This window comes from Pseudoalteromonas sp. S4492, assembly GCF_005886115.1.
Taxonomy (GTDB): domain Bacteria; phylum Pseudomonadota; class Gammaproteobacteria; order Enterobacterales; family Alteromonadaceae; genus Pseudoalteromonas; species Pseudoalteromonas gelatinilytica.
This window is the reverse complement of sequence record NZ_PNCP01000004.1, coordinates 208,220-234,885: the sequence shown is the minus strand read 5'-3', so window position 1 is coordinate 234,885 and position 26,666 is coordinate 208,220. Positions and strand designations below refer to the sequence as shown.

Annotated in this window: 25 protein-coding genes; 6 read left to right on the top strand and 19 right to left on the bottom strand. The window is 41.7% G+C overall.

All coding sequences use genetic code 11. From position 1 onward, the window contains the following. From CWC28_RS01785 to pspA, 12 genes are all read right to left on the bottom strand, one after another. Positions 1-1,179, bottom strand: coding sequence for a polymorphic toxin-type HINT domain-containing protein (locus tag CWC28_RS01785; RefSeq protein ID WP_138624628.1), 1,179 nt, complete (start codon positions 1,177-1,179; stop codon positions 1-3). 235 nt (positions 1,180-1,414) lie between these two features. Continuing rightward, positions 1,415-1,894 carry a hypothetical protein gene (locus CWC28_RS01780; protein WP_063706831.1) on the bottom strand — a complete coding sequence of 160 codons (480 nt, stop codon included), beginning with the start codon at positions 1,892-1,894 and terminating at the stop codon, positions 1,415-1,417. A gap of 11 nt (positions 1,895-1,905) precedes the next feature. Then, the gene (locus tag CWC28_RS01775) at positions 1,906-2,703 is read right to left on the bottom strand and encodes an RHS repeat-associated core domain-containing protein (protein ID WP_063706830.1); all 798 of its coding nucleotides are present in this window, start codon (positions 2,701-2,703) and stop codon (positions 1,906-1,908) included. Positions 2,704-3,402: 699 nt separating this feature from the next. Continuing rightward, positions 3,403-3,972, bottom strand: coding sequence for a hypothetical protein (locus tag CWC28_RS01770; RefSeq protein WP_063706828.1), 570 nt, complete (start codon positions 3,970-3,972; stop codon positions 3,403-3,405). A gap of 120 nt (positions 3,973-4,092) precedes the next feature. Continuing rightward, positions 4,093-4,437 carry a 4a-hydroxytetrahydrobiopterin dehydratase gene (locus CWC28_RS01765; RefSeq protein ID WP_036969771.1) on the bottom strand — a complete coding sequence of 115 codons (345 nt, stop codon included), beginning with the start codon at positions 4,435-4,437 and terminating at the stop codon, positions 4,093-4,095. Between the two features lie 9 nt (positions 4,438-4,446). Then, positions 4,447-5,244, bottom strand: coding sequence for a phenylalanine 4-monooxygenase (gene phhA, locus CWC28_RS01760; protein ID WP_138624627.1), 798 nt, complete (start codon positions 5,242-5,244; stop codon positions 4,447-4,449). Between the two features lie 226 nt (positions 5,245-5,470). Next, positions 5,471-6,652 (bottom strand): methionine gamma-lyase, encoded by a 1,182-nt coding sequence (gene megL / locus CWC28_RS01755; protein WP_138624626.1) that lies wholly within the window; start codon positions 6,650-6,652, stop codon positions 5,471-5,473. A gap of 134 nt (positions 6,653-6,786) precedes the next feature. Continuing rightward, the gene (locus tag CWC28_RS01750) at positions 6,787-7,821 is read right to left on the bottom strand and encodes a TIGR01620 family protein (protein ID WP_138624625.1); all 1,035 of its coding nucleotides are present in this window, start codon (positions 7,819-7,821) and stop codon (positions 6,787-6,789) included. After that, complete coding sequence (locus CWC28_RS01745; protein ID WP_138624624.1) at positions 7,818-9,230, bottom strand: YcjX family GTP-binding protein; 1,413 nt, start codon at positions 9,228-9,230, stop codon at positions 7,818-7,820. Before CWC28_RS01745 ends, CWC28_RS01750 begins: the two co-directional genes overlap by 4 nt. Before the next feature lie 62 nt (positions 9,231-9,292). Further along, a complete protein-coding gene (pspC, locus tag CWC28_RS01740; RefSeq protein ID WP_063706824.1) occupies positions 9,293-9,694 on the bottom strand; it encodes an envelope stress response membrane protein PspC in 402 nt (133 codons plus the stop codon). After that, positions 9,691-9,924 carry an envelope stress response membrane protein PspB gene (gene pspB, locus CWC28_RS01735; protein WP_036969793.1) on the bottom strand — a complete coding sequence of 78 codons (234 nt, stop codon included), beginning with the start codon at positions 9,922-9,924 and terminating at the stop codon, positions 9,691-9,693. Before pspB ends, pspC begins: the two co-directional genes overlap by 4 nt. A gap of 57 nt (positions 9,925-9,981) precedes the next feature. Then, on the bottom strand, positions 9,982-10,644 hold the full coding sequence (gene pspA / locus CWC28_RS01730; protein ID WP_063706823.1) for a phage shock protein PspA: 663 nt from the start codon (positions 10,642-10,644) through the stop codon (positions 9,982-9,984). A gap of 188 nt (positions 10,645-10,832) precedes the next feature. Between pspA and pspF the strand changes: the two genes are divergently transcribed. From pspF to CWC28_RS01700, 6 genes are read left to right on the top strand one after another with little or no spacing between them, the layout of a single operon-like run. Beyond that, positions 10,833-11,906, top strand: a complete 1,074-nt coding sequence (gene pspF, locus CWC28_RS01725; protein WP_063706822.1) for a phage shock protein operon transcriptional activator — start codon at positions 10,833-10,835, stop codon at positions 11,904-11,906. A 15-nt stretch (positions 11,907-11,921) separates the two neighbouring features. Further along, entirely contained in the window at positions 11,922-13,529 is a 1,608-nt protein-coding gene (locus CWC28_RS01720; protein ID WP_063706821.1) for an ABC transporter substrate-binding protein, read from the top strand. Then, on the top strand, positions 13,529-14,563 hold the full coding sequence (locus tag CWC28_RS01715; protein WP_063706820.1) for an ABC transporter permease: 1,035 nt from the start codon (positions 13,529-13,531) through the stop codon (positions 14,561-14,563). Before CWC28_RS01720 ends, CWC28_RS01715 begins: the two co-directional genes overlap by 1 nt. Beyond that, the gene (locus tag CWC28_RS01710) at positions 14,550-15,443 is read left to right on the top strand and encodes an ABC transporter permease subunit (protein WP_054562068.1); all 894 of its coding nucleotides are present in this window, start codon (positions 14,550-14,552) and stop codon (positions 15,441-15,443) included. The genes CWC28_RS01715 and CWC28_RS01710 overlap by 14 nt, the downstream gene beginning before the upstream one ends. A gap of 2 nt (positions 15,444-15,445) precedes the next feature. Next, positions 15,446-16,438 carry a peptide ABC transporter ATP-binding protein gene (locus tag CWC28_RS01705; RefSeq protein WP_063706819.1) on the top strand — a complete coding sequence of 331 codons (993 nt, stop codon included), beginning with the start codon at positions 15,446-15,448 and terminating at the stop codon, positions 16,436-16,438. Then, positions 16,438-17,199, top strand: coding sequence for an ATP-binding cassette domain-containing protein (locus CWC28_RS01700; RefSeq protein WP_063706818.1), 762 nt, complete (start codon positions 16,438-16,440; stop codon positions 17,197-17,199). Before CWC28_RS01705 ends, CWC28_RS01700 begins: the two co-directional genes overlap by 1 nt. 120 nt (positions 17,200-17,319) lie before the next feature. Here CWC28_RS01700 and CWC28_RS01695 read toward each other — a convergent pair whose 3' ends face one another. The 7 genes from CWC28_RS01695 to tig all read right to left on the bottom strand — a co-directional run bounded on the left by CWC28_RS01695 (position 17,320) and on the right by tig (position 26,514). Beyond that, on the bottom strand, positions 17,320-17,718 hold the full coding sequence (locus CWC28_RS01695) for a GNAT family N-acetyltransferase (RefSeq protein ID WP_138624623.1): 399 nt from the start codon (positions 17,716-17,718) through the stop codon (positions 17,320-17,322). 89 nt (positions 17,719-17,807) lie between these two features. Continuing rightward, positions 17,808-19,709, bottom strand: a complete 1,902-nt coding sequence (ppiD, locus tag CWC28_RS01690; RefSeq protein ID WP_063706816.1) for a peptidylprolyl isomerase — start codon at positions 19,707-19,709, stop codon at positions 17,808-17,810. 197 nt (positions 19,710-19,906) lie between these two features. Then, entirely contained in the window at positions 19,907-20,197 is a 291-nt protein-coding gene (locus tag CWC28_RS01685; RefSeq protein WP_175580427.1) for an HU family DNA-binding protein, read from the bottom strand. 197 nt (positions 20,198-20,394) lie between these two features. After that, entirely contained in the window at positions 20,395-22,755 is a 2,361-nt protein-coding gene (gene lon, locus CWC28_RS01680; protein ID WP_063706815.1) for an endopeptidase La, read from the bottom strand. A gap of 143 nt (positions 22,756-22,898) precedes the next feature. Then, positions 22,899-24,182, bottom strand: a complete 1,284-nt coding sequence (clpX, locus tag CWC28_RS01675) for an ATP-dependent protease ATP-binding subunit ClpX (protein ID WP_054553147.1) — start codon at positions 24,180-24,182, stop codon at positions 22,899-22,901. Between the two features lie 135 nt (positions 24,183-24,317). After that, positions 24,318-24,935: an ATP-dependent Clp endopeptidase proteolytic subunit ClpP gene (clpP, locus tag CWC28_RS01670; RefSeq protein WP_063706814.1), complete on the bottom strand. Its 618-nt coding sequence runs from the start codon at positions 24,933-24,935 to the stop codon at positions 24,318-24,320. Between the two features lie 274 nt (positions 24,936-25,209). Continuing rightward, the gene (tig, locus tag CWC28_RS01665; RefSeq protein ID WP_063706813.1) at positions 25,210-26,514 is read right to left on the bottom strand and encodes a trigger factor; all 1,305 of its coding nucleotides are present in this window, start codon (positions 26,512-26,514) and stop codon (positions 25,210-25,212) included. Between the last annotated feature and the right edge of the window lie 152 nt (positions 26,515-26,666).

Genomic DNA, 26,666 nt, shown 5'->3' with positions numbered 1-26,666 from the left:
TTATTTCTTATTTGATGCATGTACTTCTTTATGGCATTCCTTACAAAGCGCTGCACCTTCTTCTTTAACTGTTCTGCCACCATCAGCATGCCTTTTTAAATGGTGACCATCAACTTCACTCAAAGTTTTTGGCTCTCCACACCCTAAACATTTACCACCCTGATCTTGAAGCATTTCATCGGTTTCGCTTCGACTAAATGCTCTCTTTGGATCTCGCTCTCCCGGTGGCACTGAACCTTTTCCTGTTGGAGCTTTAGGAACTTTAGAAAAATCGCAAGCATTATGCACCCACATATTCGTTTTGCCGACAAAGTATGTATGGTCTGTATCTACACTGAAGTTGTATGCATACTGGGGATCGCTATTGATATGAATACCAACAATACTAATATCATTTTCAGACTTTGGCCCAGAAACAACAGTTCCAGCAGCTATTTCTCCCGCAGCTAGCCAACCTTGACCGTCCACATAAAACGGATGTTCCGCTGTTGTGGTAATCGTTTCTTCAACACCGTTTTCGTCAACAACACTAAAAGTAATAGTTTCTTCATGCCAGTCTTTAAAGGTATCAGTTACTTCTCTCCATGAAATTTCACCAGTTTCATCATTTTTGGACAGGACAATATCACCTTTTTTGACTTCAATAATTGCCTTGAAACCATCAATAGTTGAAATCAAAGTATCAGGCGTGAAGCTACAACCTTCAGGTATAATATCAGCTTTCGAATCACCCTTTGAGTTTGCCTTAATAACTTTAGCTAAACGCTTTGCTTTTTGTAATGTTTTAGCCGGGTTTACAATCCCTACAGCTGCGTCAGTAACTGCGCTTCCTAAATTCAACTCCCCTGTTTCTGCATAGTTTAATGCGGCTCCAAGTGCGACATCTGCTATAAACTTAATAGCAAAGTTAGCAAATTTACCCGTCGGGTCATTTTTATTTAATGGATCATTACCTACATACGCATACATATTCATCCCATCTTTATATCCAATGGGAACAGTCTGCATAAAACGCCCTAATTCAGGGTGGTAAACCCGTGCTTTGTAGTGATAAAGCTTAGTACCTGGGATTAAGATTTGCCCAGTATAACGGAAACGTGATGAGCTGGTATTAATCGGCTCTACAAATGGGCCATACTTATGCGTAGCGACAATTGAACCTGAGCTATTCGTTTTCACTAATAAGTTGCCACTTCAGACTTACCAAGGGCAAAAAGCAAGACCTGACCCCTTCATTCCAGTTTCGACCTCATGTCTTCTCGGAATGGACCACGCAAAAATGCCTGTAGTCAAACGCAAAAATACAGCTGTAGTTGGCGGTGCTGGTGAAACTGAACTTTTCATGCAAAGAAAAGCCCCGCATGAGCGAGGCTTGAACTTTAAAGCTATTGAACCAATTCAACTACTTCAAAAATCAGTCCACGACAAAGCAGCTAACACTTTGTAACGTACTAGCAAAATCTTTATAACTTTTTAGCTTTTTGGTCTCCAGATCAACACCTTCAATTAATTTCTTCAACTGAATAATTTCAGGGTTATATCCACACTCTCCATCGTTATACCAAGTAAACATCCTATTTGGTATATACCGCAACCACTTATCAAACAGGTACCCCTCATTCTCCATAACAACGAAGAAATTATCAGGATTGAAGTGAAGTGCAGACATCAAATATGACGACATTTTATACCTAAATTCAGAATCTTGTACCTTTGCCTTATTTTCAAAATAATACCAAGATTCAGAAGCACACTTAATCCAGCTTTCTTGTCCTGATAATGTTCTTATCTCCCACATATTAACGAAGCTGTCCTTTGAATCGTTCAAGCTACTGCATGCTGAATGTGCATTCAGAGACATTAGAATTAATGAGAAAACCATTAACAATCTCATTACTGACTCCTTCATGGTTTTATATCTTTAATAGTGACGGTTATAGTTGTTGGAACCCCTGTTTTTGCATCATTTGCGATCGTATCATTTATAACCCCCATTACACCATTTAGTGCAGTCCGGCTACTAGATACCCAATCAGTTTTTGCGCTTGTTCCAACTAAAATGCACCCTTCGGAATTAGTTGCTTTATTCCCGGCATGAATCTGTATCGCACTATGGTCTTTCCCATCCTCGCCAAGAATATTGCCCTTAAGTTGTGGTTTATTATAATTGCCTGTTTTTGACGGTCCACGAACAAAGGCATCATAAGACCCCTGCTTCATTCGTACAGTTCCATTACCTGTTTTTGGGTCGTTATTAGGACTTTTGGGAGGCTCTAATGTACGACCAGAAAACGTTTGTTTTGAGCCATCACTTGATACTTTAATTGTGCCAGCGGTGCTAACTTTTGTTTCCGAAGTTCTTTGAATTTCTATATTTACAGTGGATTTCCCCGTTGGATCCGTCGCATTTATCGGATCATTCCCCACATAGGCGTACCAGTTCATGCCGTCTTCGTAGCCGATGGGGTCGGTCTGCATAAAACGGCCGAGCTTCGGATTGTAAACCCGTGCTTTGTAGTAATAAAGCTTAGTACCTGGGATTAAGATTTGCCCAGTATAACGGAAACGTGATGAGCTGGTATTAATCGGCACTCCAAATGGGCCATACTTATGCGTAGCGACAATTGAACCTGAGCCATTCATTTCACTAATAAGTTGCCAGTTAAGGCTTACCAAGGGCAAAAGTAAGACATGGCCCTTCATTTTCACCTATTGGTTAGAACTGACCCTATTGGTTACTTGGAGGCAGGGACATAACTTTAATCTTTGTTCCTTGGTTTATCTGCATCTGGGTTAAAGTACAGGTAAACAATTAGTAAGATGTAAACGCAAGCATAAACAAAAGGCCAAGCAAAAATATACCTTATGGCTATTTCAAAATTTGTACCGACCCTTTCTCCTATAGCGAGTCTGATAGTTACAAATATCATAATAAGTAACGTGGCCCATAATGCATGTTTAACTGGGCGTCTAAAAAAATTTTTTTCTTTAAGCATTAATCAATTTCCTATACGACAACTTAGAATTGTGGACTTCCCACTATAAAGCTCAGTAAATATACACTTAGGCCATAATTCCAAGCTTTTACAACATTGCGCTTAGCCATAATGGTATAAATAGCCGCGTTCAATAAATAAGATGGTAATAACTGATATGTAAAATATTTGCCGAATGAGAGTGAAGCTAAATTATCACTACCAATTATTAGAGTGATAAAAGTACTTAATACGGTATTCAAAGCCAGCATGGCTAAAGTGTATTTTACTATCCTTAAACTGTTCAATTTGTCTCCATGTGTTATGTCACAATTATGATTTTAAAATAGCTGATAATGGCTTCTGCAGTGCATGTATTCAGAAAACCACTTATAATCGCAGCCTCCTTTCACAAAGCCACCACCTCTCACTGCAAACAGCCAAACCCCTTTAATGAAATTTCTTGAGTATTCGCGCCACTTTGGTTTTTATGTTGAATGATCAAACGCGAATCTTGGCTAGTAAACGTAAAAGTTCCGAGCCAAGGTAGCTGGGCAATTGGTTGCATGTGGTAAAAACCATTGGCATCAAAGCATATAAATGAGAACTCATGATGTACCGGTGCAAATACGCCATAATCAGCGGTAAATACAGCAATGTTGTCTTGCAGCATAAAGTGTTTCGCTTGCGTACCCGCTACTAAATACCAAAAGCATATTGCTGTTATTATCACCACTTGTAAGCCGCCGAGTAAAAAGACTGAAAATTTAAGAATACGGGTCGATTTACTGGCTTCCATATAAAGGCGCTTTGCTTTTAATAATAACCAAAGCCCAATGGCAACCATAGTGAGCTTTATAATCATCAGCGCCACGCCTACTTGATACATCAGCTTAGGGCTATGCCATTGAATACCAAATGTTTGCGGGATAAACAAGCTATCAATTAGGGGCAGTAAAATGAGTAGGAATGGCAAAATAAGCGCTTTGTTTTTCATTATTTACTTTTCTAGTGTTCTCGCAAAGATAAGAGTTCAATGTTAATTCTTGGACTCTAAAAAAGCAAAAAGGCGCAACCTGAGGTTACGCCTTTTATCGTTCTGGGCAGAACTTAAAATTTACAGTGCAGCGAATACATCGTCTGTTTTAGCAGCACAGATAAAATCATTTTTGTGTAACCCTTTGATAGAGTGGCTCCACCAAGTAACGGTTACTTTGCCCCACTCGGTTAACAGACCTGGGTGGTGACCTTCTTCTTCAGCCATATCGCCCACTTTATTAGTGAACTCAAGTGCTTGCTTGAAGTTTTTAAACTTGTAAACACGCTCTAATTGCATAATGCCGTCGCGCACTTCAGGAACCCAATCTGGGATCATTTTGATCAATTCTGCTAATTCAGCATCAGATACTTTAGGCGCATCAGCACGACACGCTTCACACTTTTGTGTGCTTAATGAAGACATTATAAATCCTTAACTTGCTAATTTTTCTTTAGGAGGAAACTTTGGCTCATGTAGCCCTAATTCTTTTGCTTTACTCACCAGCGACATGATATCCATTTGTGAAATATCAAATAAGTCATTGATTGAGTTAATGGTGTAGTACATAGGCTGCATAATATCAATACGATAAGGTGTACGTAATACATCAAGCACGTTCATCGCATTGATTTCTGGCTTATCTGAGTACACATACTGTGTTTCGCCTGGGCTTGATAAAATACCACCACCATAAATACGCAGACCTTGTTCGGTTTGCATTAAACCAAACTCAACGGTAAACCAGTAAAGGCGTGCTAAATAAACACGATCTTTCTTTTCAGCGGCATAACCTAACTGACCATATTTGTGTGTAAACTCAGCAAATGCTGGGTTGGTAAGCATCGCACAATGACCAAAAATCTCGTGGAAGATATCTGGCTCTTGTAAGTAGTCAAACTCTTCACGGCTGCGAATAAAAGTCGCTACTGGGAACTGCTTGTTTGCTAATAATCGAAAGAACTCATCAAAATCGATCAGTGCCGGAACAGGCGCAACTTGCCAGCCCGTTGTTTCGAGTAACACTTCGTTGAGTTCACTAAGTTGTGGAATACGATCTGTTGGTAAATTAATTTTCTTAAGACCTGCTAAATATTCATCACAGGCTTTACCTTCTATGCAAGCGAGTTGGCGAGCAACGAGCTCAGACCATATTTTATTTTCTTCTTCGCTCCAATGGATAACCCCATTTTCATCAGGTTGCTTGGAGGTGTAATTACTTGCTTTAGCCATAATAACCTTCTTCGTTAAATCTTGATCAGCATTGATCAGAATCTCATTAACTTGTTAAGCCGATACTATGTAAAAGTAAGCGAAATTTTAATAGTTAAGGCTGTTTCTAAGGTTTGCAGAAACAGCCTTAACGTAAAGTTAAAATTACACTAAAAGATCGAAAAGTTTACACGCCACATTTTTAAAGGGATAAAATTAAGCACGACCGTAAACTTAAAATTACAACCTAACCAATGAATGTAAATGCCGTTTTAAGATCGTTAATAATGTCGTTAACATCCTCAAGACCAACTGATAATCGAATTAAGCCATCACTGATCCCTGCAGCTGCTCTTTCTTCGGGTGTATAAGGCGAATGTGTCATCGATGCAGGATGTTGAATGAGGGTTTCAGCATCCCCTAAACTGACAGCAAGCGTGCAAAGCTGGGTGTTATTTATAAATGTTTCGCCATCTTCAAGGCTGCCTTTTATTTCAAAGGCAATAACACCACCAGCGGCTTTCATCTGTGAGCCAATAAATTGATGACCCGGATGTGATTTAAGCCCAGGGTAATAAACTTGGCTTACTAGCGGGTGTTGCTCTAAATATTCAGCAACTACTTGTGCACTTGCACAGTGGCGCTCCATGCGTACAGCAAGGGTTTTTAAACCGCGATTAATTAACCATGCATCATGAGGACTAATCGTTGCACCAATATCTTTTAGCACCGTCATTTTGATTAGGTTGATATGCTCCTCTGTGCCGCATACAAGCCCTGCCACCACATCACCATGGCCATTTAGGTATTTAGTTGCGCTGTGTACCACAATATCAATACCAAACGAGGTAGGTTGCTGGAGCAGAGGCGTTAAGAAGGTATTGTCGATAACGCTTATCAGCTGATGCTGTTTGGCAACATCGGCAATTAAACTTAAATCAAGCACCGCCATGGTCGGATTAATTGGCGTTTCTGCAAAAATCATTTTTGAATTGGCTTTTACCGCACCGCGAAGTTCAGCCTCATTGGTCATATCAACAAAAGTAACTTCGATACCAAAGCGCGGCAACATGTGAGCAAAAAATGCAAAGGTACAACCGTACAACGCGCTTGATGCGACTAGGTGATCACCTTGTTGTAAAAAGCTAAGCACAGACGCAGACACCGCACCCATACCGGTCGCTGTGGCAGCCGCTGCTTCACAGTTTTCTAACTGAGCCACTTTTTGTTCTAGCTCTTGCGTTGTCGGATTACCTAAACGGGTATAAATAAAGCCTTGCTCTTCGCCAGCAAATCGGGCTGCACCTTGGGCTGCATTAGCAAATGCGAAGGTAGAGGTTTGGTAAAGCGGCGCACTCAGTGCGCCATGTGGGTCATTTGGTTTTTCTGGACCATGAATACATTGTGTATGTAAGTGATGCTTAGTCATTGTGTGTTCTCGTTTTTATTATCAGTACTTCATACTCATAAATAAAACGTAGATACCCACGATGCACAAGCATGCCGGATGCTCAGATGGCTAAATATCACTCAGCTGTTTTTATTAACTGTACACAAAAGTTGTCATTTTGTATTTTCGGTCTCTTTGTCGCTCGTACGTGAGGCAATTTTACGGGCAATACTATTGGCGGTTTCTTTTAGCAAGCTGCGCTTATGCTCTAAGCGAGGTAACGGGCGACTAAGCTCCATCGCTTTATACCCTATACGCGCGGTAAAAATACCTGCACTTAGCCCTTGCGCTGCACGGCCCGACAATTTCCCCAGTAATTCAGCGCTTAGTGCCGTTGCTGCTAAATCTGAAACTAACTCTGCACTACCAACAAACAATACTTGTTTCACTAATAAGCGGTACAATTTAATACGGCTTGCATAACCAAAACCAATACCGTAAATACGGCCAATTTGCTCAATGAGCTTAGTGCCACGCCATAGCACCGCCATCATATCAACTAAAGCCAGAGGGCTTAGCGCAACCAATAAGCCAGACTCAGTGGCAAAACGGTTAATCAGTTTTTTTGCTTGCTGATCTTGGCTGACCAATAAGCTATCGGCATATAAGGTCATGATTTCTTTATCGGTATGGTGACTTGCTATTTGCTGCTTAAACTCTTCAAATCCAGTAAGCTCCTGATGTTTATTAAGCTTTTCTAGCCATGGTAATGCTTCACCTACTTGCTCGCTATTAAGTAAGCGGTCGGCCTCTGTGCGATGCAATTGATTACGCTTTAAACTTCTTAGCATGCGGTACTCGCGCCAAATAACACGGGCAATCAATAGCACACCACTGAGAACAGCCGTTAAATACACCGAACCTAAAATAATTGATTGCTGAAACGTCACAAACAATGACATCGCAAACTCAAGTAGCACTAAAATTAAAAAGCTAACAACAAACACCCCTTTTAGGGTTTGCCATTTAGACTTTTTATACACAGGCTCAAGCTCAATGCTATCTTGCTGATCTTCTTCAGTGTCGATAAATTCGGCGTTTTCTATCACTTTAGCAACAGTTAACTCCTTCGTTGGAGCTTCGTTGCTTGCAGAGCTTGAAATACGGCGACCTGCCTGAAAGTTCATCTCCTTTGGTTGCTCAATCATGTTAGTTTATCTCCTATCAGGTACTGCATGACATGATCTAAACGAATATGCTTTAACCGTTTATCAGGGCATGGCAGTGGCGAAAACGATAAGAACTCAAAGCCCTGTTTTGGCCACTCTTGTTTGTTGAGCAGGCGTGACGGTGGCTGCGGCGGTAAATACGTCAGCCATTCTTGCTCGCCTAAAGGCTTGCCATAAATACAAGCTAACTGCTGGCCTTTCTCAGCCACTTGGCGCGGCTCTGTAGCGCAGATAGATGACATTGCCATGGTTTCGATTTGCACACCTTCGAACTTTAAATGATTCGTTTGGTCATGCACGATTGAATCAAGCAATAGCGCTAAATCTTTATGATATTGCGCACTAATATGATCTGACTTATTGGCCGCAAACAGTAGCTTGTCGATGTTTGGTTTAAACAAACGTTTAAAGAAGCTTGCTTCACCATAATTAAAGTGCGCCAGCAATTGGTTTATAACACGGCTTTGCTCATGCAGCGTTTCGCTGCCTTCATTCAAGGCACTGAGCACATCCACTAGCACAATTTGTCGGTCAAAATGACGAAAATGCTGCTCGTAAAAAGGTTTTACAACCTCTTTTACATAGGCTTTATAGCGCTTTTTAAGATGCGCTAAATTCGACCCTTCGGTTATGTCATCAGGCACATGCGCAACTGGGAAAAACTGCAGTAGCGGCGCTCCTTTAAGCTCACCAGGCATCAGCATGCGACCTGGTTGTAACATGGCAAGCTTGGTGTCTTTTTTAAGACCGACCAATAACTGCTGATAAAGCGTAGCAACATCAGCAAGTTTGCTCTCATCAACATTTGCGGATAAATCAAGTTCAGCAAGGGCGGTTAAAAATGGCTTAGCCTTTTCGTTGCGTGCTGTTTGCTGCAAGAGTGAATATTGTAATTCACACCAATCAGCAAATGATTGCTCTAGCATTGGCAAATCAAGTAACCATTCACCAGGGTAATCAATAATGTCTAAATAGAGTGTTGATTGCGGTGCAAAATGACCACGCAGCCCAGAATTACTTTGGTATTTAATTGCCAAACGTAAGGTATTAATACGCTCAGTGGATGCAGGCCATGCTGGCTCACCATCAACAGGTAACAACGCTGCTAATGCATTGGTATATTCAAATGTCGGAATTGTCAGTGCTTGCTGCGGCACTATTTTTGTAGCGATATGACGCTTTTCGCGCATCACATCAAAAAAAGGTAAGTTTTTATCGTCAGCTTGGCTGGTTAAGTGTTTAACCAAGGCGGTAATAAAAGCGGTTTTGCCGCTGCCACTTAAGCCTGTGACGGCTAACTTCACGTGTTGGTCTAAACTACGATGAAGGGCTTTTTCCGCTTTATTTTTTAACGAATTAAAGGTGTTCTTTGCGAATGATTGGCTCATAAAGTGTCTAGCACCTTATTTGCGCTGGGTATCACGATGCAAACAAGGTGCGTATATGTCCTTTAAAGTTTGTTGATTTCACGGCTAACCGTAAATTCTGTTGATGTGACATAGCGTTCCATCTCTTGTAAACGACCATCAACTCGAGCAAGACGATCTTTTAAATCTTGCAATGCACGGCGAGGTGGTTCCCCTTTTTGCCATACTTTAAATTTTACTTCAAGCGGGTCTTGGTGAATGCTGTCTGCGCTTTTATCTGCTTTTTCAGTCGGTTTTTTGTCTAAAATAAACCAAGCAGCAATGTAAGCAACAACAATAAACGGGCCGCCTGATAATAGTACTGCTGTCACCACTAAAATGCGTACCAGCCAAAGCTCCATGTTAAAGTAATCGCTGATACCTGCGCACACGCCAGCTATTTTACCGCGTTCTGCGTCTCTAAATAATTCGCGTTTGGTACTCATACTTTACGTCTCCACTGCGGAGCCTCTTGGTCAAGTAAGGCTTCTAATGTTTCAACACGCTCTGCCATTTTATCCGCTTTTTGTGCAAGCTCTAATAATTGGCGGTGCTCGTGTTCACTTAAACCTTGGCTCACTTGTTTTTTACTACGGTAATGTAAAATTAGCCAAAGTGGGGCAACAACCACCATAAAAACAATAATCGGTGCCATCAAAACTTCTGCGTCGAACATGGTACTCTCCTGTCAATCCGTTATGTGTTTAAGCATTGGGGGACTCGCCCCCATTTATTATTTTTTATCTGCTAGTTTTTTCTTAAGCTCAGCTAGCTCATCATCAATCTTTTCGTCTTGCTGAAGACCAGCAATTTCGTCAGCTAATGATTTTTTACCAAGATCATAAGACTCTATTTGTGATTCTAGACCATCGATCTTACTTTCGTAACGTTCGAAGCGGTTTAAAGCGTCTTCAACTTTAGAGCTGTCGAGTGCTTTTTTAACTTCAAGACGCGACTCTGCAGAGCGTTGGCGTAAGATGATTGCTTTTTGACGCGCTTTTGCATCAGCAAGCTTCTCTTGTAACGTGCTTACTTCTTGCTGTAATTTCTCGATGTGAGACTCTACATGCTCCAGCTCAGATTCAACAGCGGCGACTGCATCTGCTGACTTTTGCTTTTCAATCAGTGCTGCACGTGCTAAATCATCACGGTCTTTACTGAGTGCTAATTCAGCTTTTTCTTGCCAGTCTGCAACTTGAACTTTTAAAGTGTCAACGCGACGTACTAGCTCTTTTTTCTCAGCAAGTGTTTTAGCTGATGTAGAGCGAACTTCTACTAATGTATCTTCCATCTCTTGGATGATCAGGCGAACCATTTTTTCTGGGTCTTCTGCTTTATCTAAGATGGCATTGATATTAGAATTAACGATGTCTGCAAAACGTGAAAAAATTCCCATAACATTTACCTCTTTGGTGTTTTAACTTAATCAGTTGGTATATCTAGTATCAATATGCTTGCCAACTTTTATAAACTTAGAATAACCCAATACATTCAAACAGTTAAACTAAATTTATAAATTTCTTTAGTTCTCCAAGATAATGAAATACACTAGATCTTAGTAAAAATGACTAAGAGTTAGGGAATATGAGCCAATTTCGCCAACAGGATAATTTACTCGGCCAATCTGACAGTTTTTTAAGTGTGCTTGATCAAGTTTCGCAACTAGCAAGTTTAGAAAAGCCAGTTCTTATTATTGGTGAGCGCGGTACAGGTAAAGAACTTATTGCAGCCCGTTTGCACTTCTTATCTAAGCGTTGGGATCAAAACTATATAAAGCTTAACTGTGCAGCGCTTAACGAAAACCTGCTCGAAAGCGAATTGTTTGGTCATGAAAGTGGGGCATTTACCGGTGCCAGTAAACGCCACGAAGGCCGCTTTGAGCGTGCCAATGGCGGTACACTATTCCTTGATGAATTAGCCAACACCTCTGCGATGGTGCAAGAAAAACTGCTACGCGTTATTGAATACGGCGAGTTTGAACGCGTCGGTGGTAAGCAAACTGTTAAAGTCGATACCCGTTTAGTGTGTGCAACCAATGAAGACCTACCAACGCTTGCTGAGCAAGGCGAATTTAGAAGCGACTTACTCGACCGTCTCGCGTTTGATGTTATTACCTTACCTCCATTGCGTGAACGCCAAGAAGATATCATGTTACTGGCAGAACAATTTGCTATTAACATGGCCCGCGACCTTGAGTGGGAGCTATTTAGTGGCTTTACTCGAAGCGCCATCGAAACGCTTCAATCTTATGATTGGCCGGGTAATATTCGTGAATTAAAGAATGTGGTTGAACGTAGCCTGTATCGCCATGGTAACGAACATATTCCCGTTCACCAGATTATTTTAGACCCATTTGCGAGTAAATTTAGACCGAAACAGCGTGTAAAAGCAGCCGTGAGCAGTGCCCCCGTTACAAACGTTGAAGCAGCGCCTATTGCCACTACACAAAATCAAGATGTTGTGACACTCAATAAGCCCGACATTCAATTTCCTTGTAATTTAAAGCAGCTGTCTAACGACTTTGAAATTGATGTCATTAAAAAAGCGCTTGAACATAGCCAATTTAACCAAAAGAAAACTGCAGAACACTTAGAATTAACGTATCATCAATTACGTGGCTATTTGAAAAAATACAATTTATTAGATCAGCAGCAATAGTTAGAGGCTAATCAGGTGTTTAAACCGTTACTTGCTTTGTCTTTGGTGTGCTTAGTAGGCTGCCTAGATAACGAAGAAAAAACCACAGAACAAAAAAACCAGGGCTTGGTCTATTGCGCTGAAGCAAACCCTGTGTCGTTTAATCCGCAAGTGACAACGACGGGGTCAACTATCGATATTATCGCCAATCAGCTTTATGACCGACTACTGAGTATTGATCCGGTGTCTGCCGAATTTCAGGCAGAATTAGCAACCGATTGGAAAATTAGCCCAGATGGTAAAGCAATCACCTTTACCCTACGTAAAGGGGTTAAATTTCATACCACAAAATATTTTACCCCAACCCGTGACTTTAACGCAGATGATGTCATTTTCACCTTTAGCCGCTTATTCGACGTCTACAACCCTTATCACTTTGTTGGTGATGCCAGTTACCCTTATTTTCAAAGTGTGGGTATTGATCAGCTTATTCGCCGTATTGTGCGTGTTTCTGATTACCAAGTACGGTTTGAACTTTATAATGCTGAAAGCAGCTTTTTAGCAAACCTAGCAACCGACTTTGCCGTGGTGTTATCCGAAGAATACGCCATGCAGCTTAAAGCTCGAAATCAAGAAAACTTATTTGACCAATACCCGGTTGGTACGGGCCCGTATGTATATAAAGAATACCGCCGCGACCGTTTAATTCGCTATTACCGCAATCCAGACTACTGGAAACATCCGGTTGTGCTTGAGCAACTGGTGTATGACATTACGCCAAACGGCACCACACGCGTTGCAAAAATGCTCACTAAAGAATGTGATGTGACTGCGCATCCAAGCAGCGCGCAGCTGAGTATTTTATCGCAACGCGAAGACATTAAAGTTCAAAAAGAGCAAAACTTAAATATTGGTTACTGGGCTTTTAACACTGAGCGCCCACCTTTTGATGATGTGCGTGTACGCCAAGCACTCGCGAGCGCCATTGATATCGATAAAATTATGCAAGCGGTGTATTACGGTAATGGGATTAAAGCGCAGTCTTTACTGCCTCCTGCTTCGTGGGCATTTGAAGCGCAAAAAGCGATGCCAGAATTTAACCCTGCACTTGCCAAAACTTTACTTGCCGAAGCGGGCTACAAAGATGGCTTTGATATGAATATTTGGGCCATGCCGGTAAGCCGAATTTATAATCCCAATGCCCGTAAAATGGCTGAGCTAATGCAAAGTGATTTACGTAAGATTGGCGTTAACGTCAATATCGTAGAATACGAGTGGAACACCTTTTTACAACGCGTTGGTGAGCATAGACACGATAGCGTATTACTTGGCTGGGCTGCGGATACGCCCGACCCAGATAACTTTATGAGTCCGTTATTAAGCTGCACCGCTACCTTCAGCGGTAAAAACCCGGCTAATTGGTGTGATCCTGAGTTTGACTTATTACTGACTCAAGCGCTTGACACCACCGACATAGAAAAACGTAAACAATATTACAATCAAGCCCAACGCATTATTGTTCAAGAGCTGCCTATTTTACCGATTGCTCATGGCATGCGCTTTCAAGCCGCAAGTAGTGATGTAAAAGGCATCAGCTTGAGTCCATTTGGCGGTATCTCGCTTGCTAATGCGAGGAAAGAATAATGATACTTGATTATATTCTTCGCCGCTTCGCCTTGTTAATGTTTATGATGCTGACGCTGAGTATCTTTACCTTTTCATTAAGCTTTTTGTTTCCGGGTGATGCGCTAACTAACTTAAGTGGTATTACGAACAGCACCTTCTCACAAACCAGTGCGCTTGAAGATAAGTTCCATTTTACTGACAACTATGTGGTGCAATACTTTGCCTTTTTAGACCGTATTTTACACGGTGATTGGGGTGTCTCTTTTGCATCAGGCGAAAGTGTATTTCAACATATCAAAGACTTATTTCCTGCAACACTAGAGTTAAGTGTTTATGCATTGTTTGTCTCTGTTGCTGTTGGCGTACCTGCGGGTATTTTGGCGTCTGCCTATTACAAACGTTGGCCAGACAAATTTATAAACTCAGGCACGCTGATTGGTTACTCAATGCCCGTATTTTGGTTAGCACTGTTGTTGATCATGGTGTTTTCACTGCAGTTAGGCTGGTTTCCGATGTCTGGCCGCATGGGTTTACTTTATGAAATTGAACCAGTGACTGGCTTTATTCTCATTGATATTATTGTTGATGACTTTCCTTACCACGGCATGGCATTTTTAGATGCATTGCATCATTTAACTTTGCCAACCATAGTACTGGCTATGTATCCAACCACAGTATTAGTGCGTTTTACCCGTGATTCAATGTTGAAAGTGTTAGACCAAAGCTATATTAAAACAGCGCGAGCAAAAGGCTTAAACCGTGCTCAGCTGATTATTCACCACGCACTGCGTAATGCGCTGCTACCGGTTATCAAGCAAATAGGTTTACAGTTTAGTACCTTGATCACCCTTGCGATGATCACCGAAGTTATTTTCTCATGGCCAGGCATTGGTCGTTGGCTAATCGATAGTATTTATCAGCGTGACTACCCTGCCATTCAAGGTGGCTTACTCGCTGTTTCTATGTTCGTTATTTTAGCTACGATTATTGCTGAGCTCACTTATACCTTATTCGACCCATTATCGCGGAACCAAGCTCATGGCAAAGTTTAATTTATTCTCTGAAGAGTCGAATAAATCGCCACTGGCGCGATTTTGGAAGAAATTTAAAACCAATCACCCTGCCCTTGTGGGTTTATGGTTATTTATCGCTTTAGTGTTACTGGCTGTATCTGCTCCCCTTCTTGCCCCTTATGGCGTTAACCAGCAACACAGTGATGCACTGCTGTTACCGCCATCTTGGCATGATGCTGGAGATGTACGCTTTCTATTAGGCACCGACGATTTAGGCCGTGATGTGCTCTCACGCTTAATGAATGGCGCGACCTACACGTTTGGTTTATCGGTTGTCGCGGCTTTGATCACCACAGTGATTGGCGTATTAGTGGGTACTTTTGCTGGGATCAGCCGTGGTATTCGTTCAAGTTTTTTAAATCACTTGCTCGATATTACCTTATCGATACCTTCACTGTTGCTTGCCATCATTATTATCGCGATCCTTGGTCCAGGCCTGATGAATACAGTATGGGCAATTATTCTAGCCTTGCTGCCTCAGTTTATTCACTCTGTACGTAACTTGATTGTTGAAGAGCTAAACAAGGATTACATCACGGCATTTAAACTGGATGGTGCGTCAAATTGGCATATTCTCGCCCGTGGTATCTTTCCGAATATTTACGAGCATATTGTGGTTATTTTTACCATGGCGCTTTCTACGGCTATTTTGGATATCTCAGCGCTTGGCTTTTTAAAACTCGGTGCACAACCGCCCACCACAGAATGGGGTGCCATTTTGGCTGAGAATCTGGGTTTAATTTACCTTGCCCCTTGGACTGTTGGCTTACCGGGCGTATTATTATTTTTAGCAGTACTGTCTACCAATTTAGTAGGTGACGGTTTACGCCAAGTGCTTAAAGAACGTAAGGCCGACTAATTATGCAATTACTCGATATTCGCAACCTCACGATAGAGTTACGTACCTCAGATACCGTTATTCGTGCGGTAGATAGAGTGAGCATGACCTTAAAAGAAGGTGAAGTACATGCATTGGTTGGTGAGTCAGGCTCAGGTAAAAGCTTGATTGCAAAAGCTATTGTTGGGGTTTTGAACAAGCGCTGGCATATTACCGCAGACCGCATGCATTGGCGTGGTGTTGATTTAATGCGCTTATCTAACGAACAGCGCCGTAAATTGGTTGGTCAAGACATTGCCATGATCTACCAAGATCCTAGCCGCTGCCTCGACCCAACAGCCAAGATATTTGACCAAATTGCCGAGACCTTACCCGCACAAGAAACCAGTGGTTTTTTCTTAAAACGTAATAGACAACGAAAAGATCGTGTTAAAGCGTTAATCCATAAGGTGGGTATTAAAGATCATAAAAAGGTGCTCGACAGCTATCCTCATGAGCTCTCTGAAGGTATTTGTCAAAAGGTGATGATTGCCATGGCAATTGCGCGTACACCCAAACTACTGATTGCCGATGAACCAACGACAGCCCTTGAAAGCACCACTCGTGCGCAAGTCTTTAGGCTATTAAAGAGCTTGAACCAGCTAAAAAACATGTCGATTTTGATGATTTCTCACGAGCTTGAAGAAATTGTCGAGTGGTCACACGGTATGCATGTATTGTACTGCGGACAAATGGTTGAAGCAGGTCCAACAAATCGTATCTTTAGCCAGCCGCACCACCCGTATACTCAAGCACTGTTAAAAAGTTTACCTGATTATGAGCAAGGGCTTGCTCATAAAGAGCCTTTTTATGCGCTAAAGGGCACCATTCCAACCTTACAGCATCTACCGATAGGTTGCCGTTTGGGGCCGCGTTGCCCACAAGCACAAAAAGAATGTGTGGTAACACCGAAATTGACCAAGCATCACAGCCACAGTTATGCCTGCCATTTCCCATTAATTAAGGCGATGAAATAATGCAACCGCTGTTAAAAGTTCAAGCGTTATCAAAGAGTTTTAACCTACGTGCAGGCTTGTTTTCGCGTAAACGATTCTCTGTTCTAAAAGATATTTCGTTTTGCTTAGGACAAGGCGAGACGATAGCCATTATTGGCGAAACTGGCTCAGGTAAAAGTACCTTGGCAAAATTACTGGCTGGAGCCGATAACGCCGATAAAGGGCAAATTCTACTCGATGGCAATATCATCGAAAATGATGGCTTACGTGATAACGACTGTCGCCACATTCGGATGATCTTCCAAGACTCTGAAGCGTCGTTAAACCCGGGTTTGACGATAGGCGACATGCTGAATGACTGTTTACAGTACAACACTGATTTAAACAAAGAAGCGCGTGAAGAAAAAATAAAACAAACTCTCGCAAAAGTGGGTTTGCTATTAGACCACCAACACTATTACCCACACATGTTTAGTAGCGGCCAATTGCAACGTATAGCGCTTGCAAGAGCTTTAATCTTAGATCCTAAGGTTGTGGTGCTCGATGAAGCGTTATCGTCTCTAGACCCATCTGTGCGCGCACAAACGGTAAACTTATTACTGCGTCTACAAAAAGATACCGGCCTTAGCTATGTGCTTATTACGCATCACCTAAGTTTAGTGCGTCATATTAGCGACCAACTTGTGGTACTTGATCACGGTGAAATTGTTGAATACGGCCAAACGGAAGCGATTTTCCAAGATCCACAGTCGGTGGTGACGCAGAAGTTATTGAATTGCTGATGGTGAGCTGTCAGCTATCGGCCGTAAGCTGTCAGTTTAATTCGGCGTTAAAACGCCTCCCACGCGGGAGATTTGATCACTCAATTAACTTTACTCTTTCCCCTTGCAACTTTACTCTTATCAAAACTTTTTATACATCCCTTGGCTTTGTGGTGCGACAAACTTGTAGCCAAGCTTTTCGTAAAAGCTGGGTTTGTCGGCGACCATAGTGACGTAACTACCTTCATAAGCGGCAGATTCGATGTAGCGGTCAACATGTTCCATAATCACACGCCCTAACCCTTGCCCTTGATATTCAGGTGATACAGCAATATCAACCACTTCAAAATTACAACCACCATCACCAATAACACGACCCATGCCAATCAACTCATTGTTTTTGCGAATACAAATAGCATAGAGAGAGTTTGGCAATCCCGCCTTCGCTGCTGCTAATGAACGAGCGGATAAGCCAGCCTTAAGGCGCATTGCACAGTATTCTTCTGCACTTGGTAACTGCTCTATTAGGCGATACTCCATAAATACTCCTTGTAGTTGCGAGTGCGATTAGCTTCAACGGTAACAAAAAAGGCGCCATAAGGCGCCTTTTATTTAAGTCATTTTGCTACTTATTCAGCAGCTTGCACAACTTTTGGTACTTTTACATCTGCTTGTGCTTTAAGTGCAGCGATGAATACCATGTAGTTTTTATTCACTTGAGCCATAGTGATGTTTTGCTTTTGTTGCTCGTTAATTTCAGCGTTAGCCGCTGGATTAACTGCTTTTAGTGCAACGATAGCCGCATCACCATTGTTTAAGTCAACAACATCAACCACTGGTGCACCTTGAGGGTGAGCCATTTTGAAAGCTTGTTGAACAATCGCAGGTGAAACTGTGTAAGCTTGGCGAGCAAGTGCAGCTTCTTGACGCACAGTTAAGCCTTCAGCTTGTGCAACATCATTTAAGCTCTTACCTGCTTCGATGTCAGCATACAGTGTGCGTGCTTTTTCTTTAGCAAGTTCAGATGCTTTTTGTGCAACTAACGTCGCTTTGATTTGCTCAGAAACATCTGCAAGCGCTTTCGTTGTCGCCGCTTTGTGATCGTTTACACGAACAACAACGGCATGCTCATCACCCACTTCAATCACTTCTGAATTCATGCGATCTTCTAACACTTCAGGAGAGAAAATAGCAGCAATCACTTGTGGATTGTTTAGTGGTTCAGGTAACGAGTTACGTGTCACTAGTTCAGTTTTTTGTACTTCAACACCAGCAGCTTCAGCGGCATCCGTTAAAGTATCTGAAATTTCAAACGCCAGCTCACCCATTTGAGTTTGCTTTTCATAAAACGCATTTACTTTCTTAGTACGTTCAAGTTCAGCACGAAGCTCATCTTTTACGTCAGCATATGGCTTAACTTGTTGTGTTTGAATGTCAGTAAGTTTGATGATGTGGTAACCAAATTCTGATTCTACAACGTCTGAAATGTCGCCTTTATTTTCAAGAGCATAAGTTGCATCTTCAAACGCAGGGTCCATCATGTCACGTTCAATCCAATCTAAGTCACCGCCCATTTCAGCGCTCACAACATCATCTGAAGACGATTCAGCTAACTCGGCAAAATCAGCACCATTTTGTAATTGTGCTAGTAACTCTTCTGCTTTCGCTTTTGCTGCATCATCGTCTTCGCTGTTATCAATTAAGATGTGCGATACACGACGCTTTTCTGGTTCAACGTACTGGGCACTGTTTTGCTCGTAATACGCTTTAATGTCGTCTTCTGAAACACTTGAATCTAGCGTTAGGTTTGCTGCATTTAAATCAATGTAACTAACTGATACTTGCTCAGGAGCCAAGAATTGCGGTTGATTTAATTCATAGTAATCAGCAATTTCTTGCTCACTCACCGCTACACCCGCTTGTAATGATTCTTTTGTCACAACAAGGTAATCAATACTACGCGTTTGCTGTTGTAGCGCTACGTTGTTGTTTAATTCGTTTTCTAGGATGAAATCAGTACCAGCAACTGCACCAACCAACTGGCTGCGTGTCATGTCTTCACGTAAATACTCACGGAAAGCGTCTGGTTGGAAATTCATTTGACGAATAACTTGTAAGTAACGGTCGTTGCTAAACTGGCCGCCAACTTGGAAGTAAGGCATTTCTAAAATAGCTTTACGAACACTTTCATCACTTACACGAAGACCTAATTCTGCCGCTAGTTGAGTTTGCAATTCTTGTTGTACTAAACGGTCAATTACGCCTTGGCGGATTTGTGCCATGTAATTTGGATCAGCAGCGATTTGTGCGAAGTATTCACCAAATTGTTGTTCTAAACGGTTACGTTCGTTTTGGTATGCACGGCTGAACTCGGTTTGGCTAATTTTAACTCCATTTACTTCTGCAACGGGTTGCTCTGTGGTTTGTCCTAAATAACCACCGATCCCAGCTAAAGCAAAAGATAAAATCACCGCGCCTAAAATAATTTTGGCTGCAGGTCCCTGCGAACCTTCTCTGATTTTCTCAAGCATTTATCTATCTCTATTCTGATCAGGTACAAATTATACCAATTAGCGAATTAAAAATTATTGCGGATTGGTATCAACCCTGCTCATGTAAAAAAAGCGTATCTTACCAGATACGCTTTTTCACTTGAAGTAACTGGTGATAAGTTACCTAAATTCATTTAAGTGTGCTTAGGTATCCCTCACCAACTAATCTTTATTGATTAGTTTACTGCGTCTTTCAGCGCTTTACCTGCTTTGAAAGAAGGAATGTTTGCTGCAGCAATCTGGATAGTCTCACCAGTTTGCGGGTTACGACCTGAACGTGCTGCACGCTCACGTACTGAGAAAGTACCAAAGCCTACTAGCGCTACTGAATCGCCATCTTTAAGAGCGCCTGAAACAGCCTCGATGAATGAATCTAGTGCACGACCTGCAGCCGCTTTAGAAATGTCAGCGTCAGCTGCGATTTGATCGATTAATTGAGATTTATTCACAATATCATCCTCTTTCATTGTTATTATCAAGAGCGATTGTTTTTATAAAAAATAACATCACTGTTTTGAAAATTTATGAGCAAATTAAGTTTATGCTCAGTTTATTATATTTTTCTCAACCCTAGGCCACATAAGGCCTAGGCTTGAAAACTAGTGCTTAACTTATCATACCCTTTGTATTTGAAAAGCCCCTAATTGCACTTTTTTGCGGTTTTTTACTGGTTTTTTTCAGTTTCGACAGAAAAACTCTCAACTGGATGCTTCAAAGCCAGTTTTAAAACGTCATCAATCCATGTAACTGGGTGAATTTCAAGGCCCTCTAATACGTTATCAGGGATCTCTTTTAGGTCACGTTCGTTAATTTTTGGAATAATAACGGTCTTAATTCCACCACGATGTGCGGCTAGAAGCTTTTCTTTTAAGCCACCAATTGGTAATACTTCACCACGTAACGTGATTTCACCCGTCATCGCAACATCTGAGCGTACCGGGTTACCCGTTAAGCTTGATACCAAACCAGTTACCATCGCAATACCAGCACTTGGGCCATCTTTTGGTGTCGCACCTTCAGGCACGTGCACATGAATGTCACGTTTTTCGTAGAAGTCGCTATTAATGCGTAATTTTTCAGCACGATTACGAACGACTGTCATTGCAGCCTGAATTGACTCTTGCATCACATCGCCAAGTGAACCGGTGTAAGTTAGCTTGCCTTTACCTGGTACGGCTGCTGATTCAATCGTCAGTAAATCACCACCTACTTCAGTCCATGCAAGGCCAGTTACTTGACCAATGCGGTCGCCGTCTTCAGCTTTGCCATAGTCAAAGCGCTGCACACCTAAGAACTCTTCAAGATTGCTATCGTCGATAACAACTTTCTTAGTGTCTTTATCTAGTAAGATGTTCTTAACCGCTTTACGGCATAGTTTTGACACTTCACGCTCTAAATTACGAACACCCGCTTCACGAGTGTAGTAGCGGATAATGCCAATAATTGCGCTGTCAGCAATCTCAACTTCGTCATCTTTTAAGCCATTACGCTTAACTTGTTTAGGAATTAAGTGTTGCTTAGCAATGTTTAGCTTCTCGTCTTCGGTGTAACCCGAAAGGCGAATAACTTCCATACGGTCTAATAATGGACCTGGGATATTAAAGCTATTTGACGTTGCCACGAACATCACGTCTGATAAGTCGTAATCAACTTCTAAGTAGTGATCAGCAAAATGGCTATTTTGCTCAGGATCAAGTACTTCAAGTAATGCTGATGCTGGGTCGCCACGCATATCTGATGACATCTTATCGATTTCATCCAATAAGAATAATGGGTTCTTCACACCAACTTTAGTCATATTCTGGATTAACTTACCAGGCATTGAACCAATGTAAGTACGACGGTGACCACGAATTTCTGCTTCATCACGTACACCACCTAATGCCATACGCACATATTTACGACCGGTAGAACGCGCAATTGACTGACCTAATGAGGTTTTACCCACACCAGGAGGGCCCACTAAACATAAAATTGGACCTTTTAGCTTATTAGTGCGCTGTTGCACCGCTAGGTACTCAATAATGCGTTCTTTAACTTTATCTAGGCCGTAATGGTCGCTATCTAAAATCTTTTGTGCGCCAGCTAAGTCTTTTTTCACTTTAGAGCGTTTTTTCCAAGGCACATTGATAAGCGTATCAATGTACGAGCGCACCACAGTTGCTTCCGCCGACATAGGCGACATCATTTTTAACTTAGCAAGCTCAGCATTGGCTTTTTCTTGTGCTTCTTTAGGCATGCCAGACTCTTCGATACGCTTTTTAATCGCTTCGAATTCATCAGGTACATCATCAAGTTCGCCCAGCTCTTTTTGAATCGCTTTCATTTGCTCGTTGAGGTAGTACTCACGCTGCGATTTTTCCATCTGCTTTTTAACGCGTGTACGGATTTTTTTCTCAACTTGCAGTAAATCGATCTCACCTTCCATAAGTGCCATTAAGTATTCAAGGCGCTCAGTGACATCGGCAATCTCAAGTACTTTTTGCTTCTCAGGAACCTTCAGTGGCATGTGCGCTGCCATAGTATCGGCAAGGCGTGCAGCTTCATCAATACCTGATACTGAAGTAAGTACTTCAGGTGGGATCTTCTTATTAAGCTTTACATAACCTTCAAACTGGCTCACAGCACTACGAATGAAGATATCTTGTTCTTGTTCGTCGATATGGCCTGATTCAATAAACTGTGCTTCTGCAACAAAGAAATCATCGTTATCTAAAAACTTTTCAACGCTTGCACGTTGCGTGCCTTCAACTAGCACTTTTACAGTGCCATCAGGCAGCTTTAATAACTGAAGTACTGTGGCAATGGTGCCAACACGGTAGATATCATCTTGCTGTGGATCATCAACAGAGGCGTCTTTTTGCGCCACTAGGAAAATTTGTTTGTCCTTGTCCATCGCCGCTTCTAGGCATTTTATTGATTTTTCACGACCAACAAATAGCGGGATCACCATGTGTGGATACACCACTACATCGCGCAGTGCCAACACGGGGATTTCGACTCGATCAGTTCTCTCAAGCGTCATTATATTCTCTTCGCACTTCATTTATTTTAAAGATTACTCAAGTATATGGGGATATGTAAGGGAAAGTTCAACATATTTATAAAAAAAGGAGCCTTTGGCTCCTTTTTCGTGTTCAACTGCTTAACTTTTAAACTATTACAGCTTTATTCTGATGCAGCTTTGTCTTGGTTACCGCTTTGGTAAATCAAAATTGGATCTGATTCGCCTTTAATAACGGTTTCATCGATAACCACTTTGCTCACATCATCCATCGAAGGTAATTCATACATAGTATCAAGTAGTACACCTTCAACGATTGAACGTAAGCCACGGGCACCTGTTTTACGCTCCATTGCCTTGTGAGCAATCGCACTCAATGCATCTTCGCGGAACTCAAGCTCAACATCTTCCATCGCAAATAATGCAGAGAACTGTTTAGTTAATGCATTTTTTGGTTCACTTAAGATTTGAATAAGCGCTGCTTCATCTAGTTCTGTTAGTGTTGCAACAACCGGAAGACGACCAATAAACTCTGGGATTAAACCATATTTAACTAGATCTTCTGGCTCAACATCTTTAAATGTTTCGCTAAGGCTGCGACTACCTGATGATTGCTTAACTTCAGCGCCAAAACCAATGCCGGTATTTTTATGACTGCGTTGTTCAATCACTTTATCAAGGCCAGCAAATGCACCGCCACAGATAAATAGAATTTTCGATGTATCTACTTGCAAGAACTCTTGCTGTGGATGTTTACGACCGCCTTGTGGTGGCACAGACGCAACCGTCCCTTCTATTAGTTTAAGTAAGGCTTGTTGTACACCTTCACCTGATACGTCACGGGTAATCGATGGATTATCAGACTTGCGAGAAATCTTGTCGATTTCATCAATGTAGACAATACCACGTTGCGCTTTTTCAACGTCGTAATCACATTTTTGCAGTAGCTTTTGAATAATGTTCTCAACGTCTTCACCTACATAACCCGCTTCAGTTAGTGTCGTTGCATCAGCCATCGTGAATGGCACATCAAGTAAACGAGCCATGGTTTCAGCAAGTAATGTTTTACCACTACCTGTAGGGCCAATTAATAGGATATTACTCTTACCAAGCTCTATATCCGCATTGATTGTTTGATTACGTAAACGTTTATAGTGATTGTATACCGCAACCGACAGCACTTTTTTCGCGTGGTCTTGGCCAATCACGTAATCATCTAAGTGATTACGAATTTCTTTCGGCACAGGCAGTTTATCAGACGCATTATGCTTCGGCGCAATGTCTTTGATTTCTTCCCTGATAATATCGTTACACAGCTCAACACATTCATCACAAATATATACTGAAGGGCCAGCAATTAATTTGCGAACTTCGTGCTGGCTTTTGCCGCAAAAAGAGCAGTATAACAATTTATTACTTTTGTCGCCGTCTGTAGGAGTGTCAGACATTCAGCTACCTCATTTATTACGTTGGCAGTAGCGCGAGGCTACTGCTAATTCACTATGTTTAACTATATCAAAGATTATTAGTTTTCGCATAGTAAAGGGTGATAGCTAACAATACGATATTATTAGCTATTCAGATTACTTCGAATCGCGGCTTGAAAATACTGAGTCAACTAGGCCGTATTCAACAGCTTCGCTTGCGCTCATAAAGTTGTCGCGATCGGTATCACGAGATACAACTTCTAGCGGCTGACCAGTATGTTCAGCCATTAAACGGTTTAGCTTATCTTTAATTGATAAGATTTCACGGGCGTGAATTTCAAAGTCAGACGCCTGACCTTGGAAACCACCTAATGGTTGGTGGATCATCACACGTGAATTCGGTAAACAGAAACGCTTACCTTTAGCACCACCTGATAATAAAAACGCACCCATGCTTGCCGCTTGGCCAACACAAATTGTGCTTACGTCAGGTTTGATAAAATTCATGGTATCGTAAATTGCCATACCAGCAGTCACTGAACCACCAGGCGAATTGATATAAAGGTAAATATCTTTCTCTGGGTTCTCTGATTCTAAGAACAGCATTTGTGCAAGAATCAAATTAGCCATGTTATCTTCAACTTGGCCTGTTAAGAAAATAATGCGCTCTTTTAAAAGACGTGAGTAAATATCATATGAGCGCTCACCTTTCGCTGTTTGTTCAACAACCATAGGGACTAATGCGTTTAGAGGGTCTATCATACCGCTATTCATTCTTATTTAATTCCTTATCCGCTGCGACTCATCCTTACTATAAGGAAAGCACATTTATACTAATGTTAATTAAGCTGTCTGTTCAATCTTTATAAGTATATAGGAACTTATCAGAACAAATTCAATCCTCGTCGAAAAAAGTTCTGAATTAACATCAGTTTTGTTGTTTTTTGAGAAACTACTTAGCACAAACTAAAATGGCCCGAGTACACTGTATAAATACAGGGTAACACGAGCCATTTAATCGTTAGCGAGAGCTTAAGTCAATGACTTATTAAGCACCTTGCTGTGGATTCATGATGTCGTCGAATGCTTTTTCAACGTCAGTCACGTTTGCTTTAGCTAGGATAGCTTCAACTGCTTGCTCTTCCATAGCAACGTTGCGCATTTGCTGCATAAGTTGATCATTTGCTTTGTAGTACTCTACTACTTCAGTTGGATCTTCGTATGCAGAAGCTACAGTTGCGATTAACTCTTCAACTTTAGCGTCGTCAACTTTAAGCTCGTTCGCTTTAATTACTTCACCTAGTAATAGGCCAGTTTTAACGCGAGTAACAGCTTGCTCATGGAATAATTCAGCTGGAAGCTCAGGCATGTTTTGAGCGTTGCCACCGAAACGTTGTGCAGCTTGCTGACGTAGTGCATCAATTTCTTGATCAACTAGCGCTTTAGGCACTTCGATTTCGTTGTTAGCTAAAAGACCTTTGATTGCTTGGTCTTTAACGTTAGCTTTAACCGCTTGGTCAAGCTCACGTGTCATGTTCTTTTTAACTTCTTCTTTAAGAGCATCAACACCGCCTTCAGCTACACCGAATTTAGCTGCGAACTCATCGTTAAGCTCTGGAAGCTCTTGCGCTTCAACTTTTTTCACAGTGATTGCGAAAGAAGCAGCTTTACCTTTAAGGTTTTCAGCGTGGTATTCTTCAGGGAATGTTACTTCAGCAACAACTTCTTCGCCTGCTTTTTTACCAACGATGTTGTCTTCGAAACCTGGGATCATACGACCTTGGCCAAGTTCTAGAGGGAAGTCTTCAGCTTTACCGCCTTCGAACTCTTCACCGTCGATAGAACCAACGAAGTCGATAGTTACACGGTCTTTCTCGCCTGCAGCTGCGTCAACTTCAGCCCAAGTAGCGTGTTGCTTACGTAAAGTTTCTAGCATGTTAGCTAGATCTTCGTCAGTTACAGATACAGCTGGTTTTTCAACAGCGATTTTATCTAAACCTTGGATTTCAACTTCAGGGTAAACTTCGAAAGTTGCATCGAATTCTAAATCTTTACCAGCTTCTAACGCTTTAGGAGCGAAAGTAGGTGCACCTGCTGGGTTAATTTTTTCTGAAACGATTGCTTCAATGTAGTTGCGTTGCATTAATTCGCCAGCAACTTCTTGACGTACTGCAGCACCATAACGCTTGTTGATGATAGACGCTGGAACTTTACCAGGGCGGAAACCATCGATACGCTGGGTTTTAGACAGTTGTTGTAAGCGTTTTTTAACTTCAGTCTCAACGTTCTCTGCAGGAACGGTGATGGTCAGACGGCGCTCAAGGCCTTGAGTCGTCTCAACAGAAACTTGCATGATTTACCTCAATCTTCAATTTTGGCGACTGTTCGCCTTCCTTACAAACAAGGTGATCTCCATGAGTGATAGCAAGTTTTAATGCTGAAAAATTCAACTTAAAACGGCGCATTGTAACCATGAGATACCATTGCTGCTTTGCCTCTATGGGC

Bases quoted from the DNA above. Each gene is read 5' to 3' on its own strand.
- CWC28_RS01780 (WP_063706831.1), bottom strand. From the start codon at position 1,894: ATGAGATTGTTAATGGTTTTCTCATTAATTCTAATGTCTCTGAATGCA.
- CWC28_RS01775 (WP_063706830.1), bottom strand. From the start codon at position 2,703: ATGAAGGGCCATGTCTTACTTTTGCCCTTGGTAAGCCTTAACTGGCAA.
- CWC28_RS01770 (WP_063706828.1), bottom strand. From the start codon at position 3,972: ATGAAAAACAAAGCGCTTATTTTGCCATTCCTACTCATTTTACTGCCC.
- CWC28_RS01765 (WP_036969771.1), bottom strand. From the start codon at position 4,437: ATGTCTTCATTAAGCACACAAAAGTGTGAAGCGTGTCGTGCTGATGCG.
- phhA (WP_138624627.1), bottom strand. From the start codon at position 5,244: ATGGCTAAAGCAAGTAATTACACCTCCAAGCAACCTGATGAAAATGGG.
- megL (WP_138624626.1), bottom strand. From the start codon at position 6,652: ATGACTAAGCATCACTTACATACACAATGTATTCATGGTCCAGAAAAA.
- CWC28_RS01750 (WP_138624625.1), bottom strand. From the start codon at position 7,821: ATGATTGAGCAACCAAAGGAGATGAACTTTCAGGCAGGTCGCCGTATT.
- CWC28_RS01745 (WP_138624624.1), bottom strand. From the start codon at position 9,230: ATGAGCCAATCATTCGCAAAGAACACCTTTAATTCGTTAAAAAATAAA.
- pspC (WP_063706824.1), bottom strand. From the start codon at position 9,694: ATGAGTACCAAACGCGAATTATTTAGAGACGCAGAACGCGGTAAAATA.
- pspB (WP_036969793.1), bottom strand. From the start codon at position 9,924: ATGTTCGACGCAGAAGTTTTGATGGCACCGATTATTGTTTTTATGGTG.
- pspA (WP_063706823.1), bottom strand. From the start codon at position 10,644: ATGGGAATTTTTTCACGTTTTGCAGACATCGTTAATTCTAATATCAAT.
- pspF (WP_063706822.1), top strand. From the start codon at position 10,833: ATGAGCCAATTTCGCCAACAGGATAATTTACTCGGCCAATCTGACAGT.
- CWC28_RS01715 (WP_063706820.1), top strand. From the start codon at position 13,529: ATGATACTTGATTATATTCTTCGCCGCTTCGCCTTGTTAATGTTTATG.
- CWC28_RS01710 (WP_054562068.1), top strand. From the start codon at position 14,550: ATGGCAAAGTTTAATTTATTCTCTGAAGAGTCGAATAAATCGCCACTG.
- CWC28_RS01705 (WP_063706819.1), top strand. From the start codon at position 15,446: ATGCAATTACTCGATATTCGCAACCTCACGATAGAGTTACGTACCTCA.
- CWC28_RS01700 (WP_063706818.1), top strand. From the start codon at position 16,438: ATGCAACCGCTGTTAAAAGTTCAAGCGTTATCAAAGAGTTTTAACCTA.
- CWC28_RS01695 (WP_138624623.1), bottom strand. From the start codon at position 17,718: ATGGAGTATCGCCTAATAGAGCAGTTACCAAGTGCAGAAGAATACTGT.
- ppiD (WP_063706816.1), bottom strand. From the start codon at position 19,709: ATGCTTGAGAAAATCAGAGAAGGTTCGCAGGGACCTGCAGCCAAAATT.
- CWC28_RS01685 (WP_175580427.1), bottom strand. From the start codon at position 20,197: ATGAAAGAGGATGATATTGTGAATAAATCTCAATTAATCGATCAAATC.
- lon (WP_063706815.1), bottom strand. From the start codon at position 22,755: ATGACGCTTGAGAGAACTGATCGAGTCGAAATCCCCGTGTTGGCACTG.
- clpX (WP_054553147.1), bottom strand. From the start codon at position 24,182: ATGTCTGACACTCCTACAGACGGCGACAAAAGTAATAAATTGTTATAC.
- clpP (WP_063706814.1), bottom strand. From the start codon at position 24,935: ATGAATAGCGGTATGATAGACCCTCTAAACGCATTAGTCCCTATGGTT.
- tig (WP_063706813.1), bottom strand. From the start codon at position 26,514: ATGCAAGTTTCTGTTGAGACGACTCAAGGCCTTGAGCGCCGTCTGACC.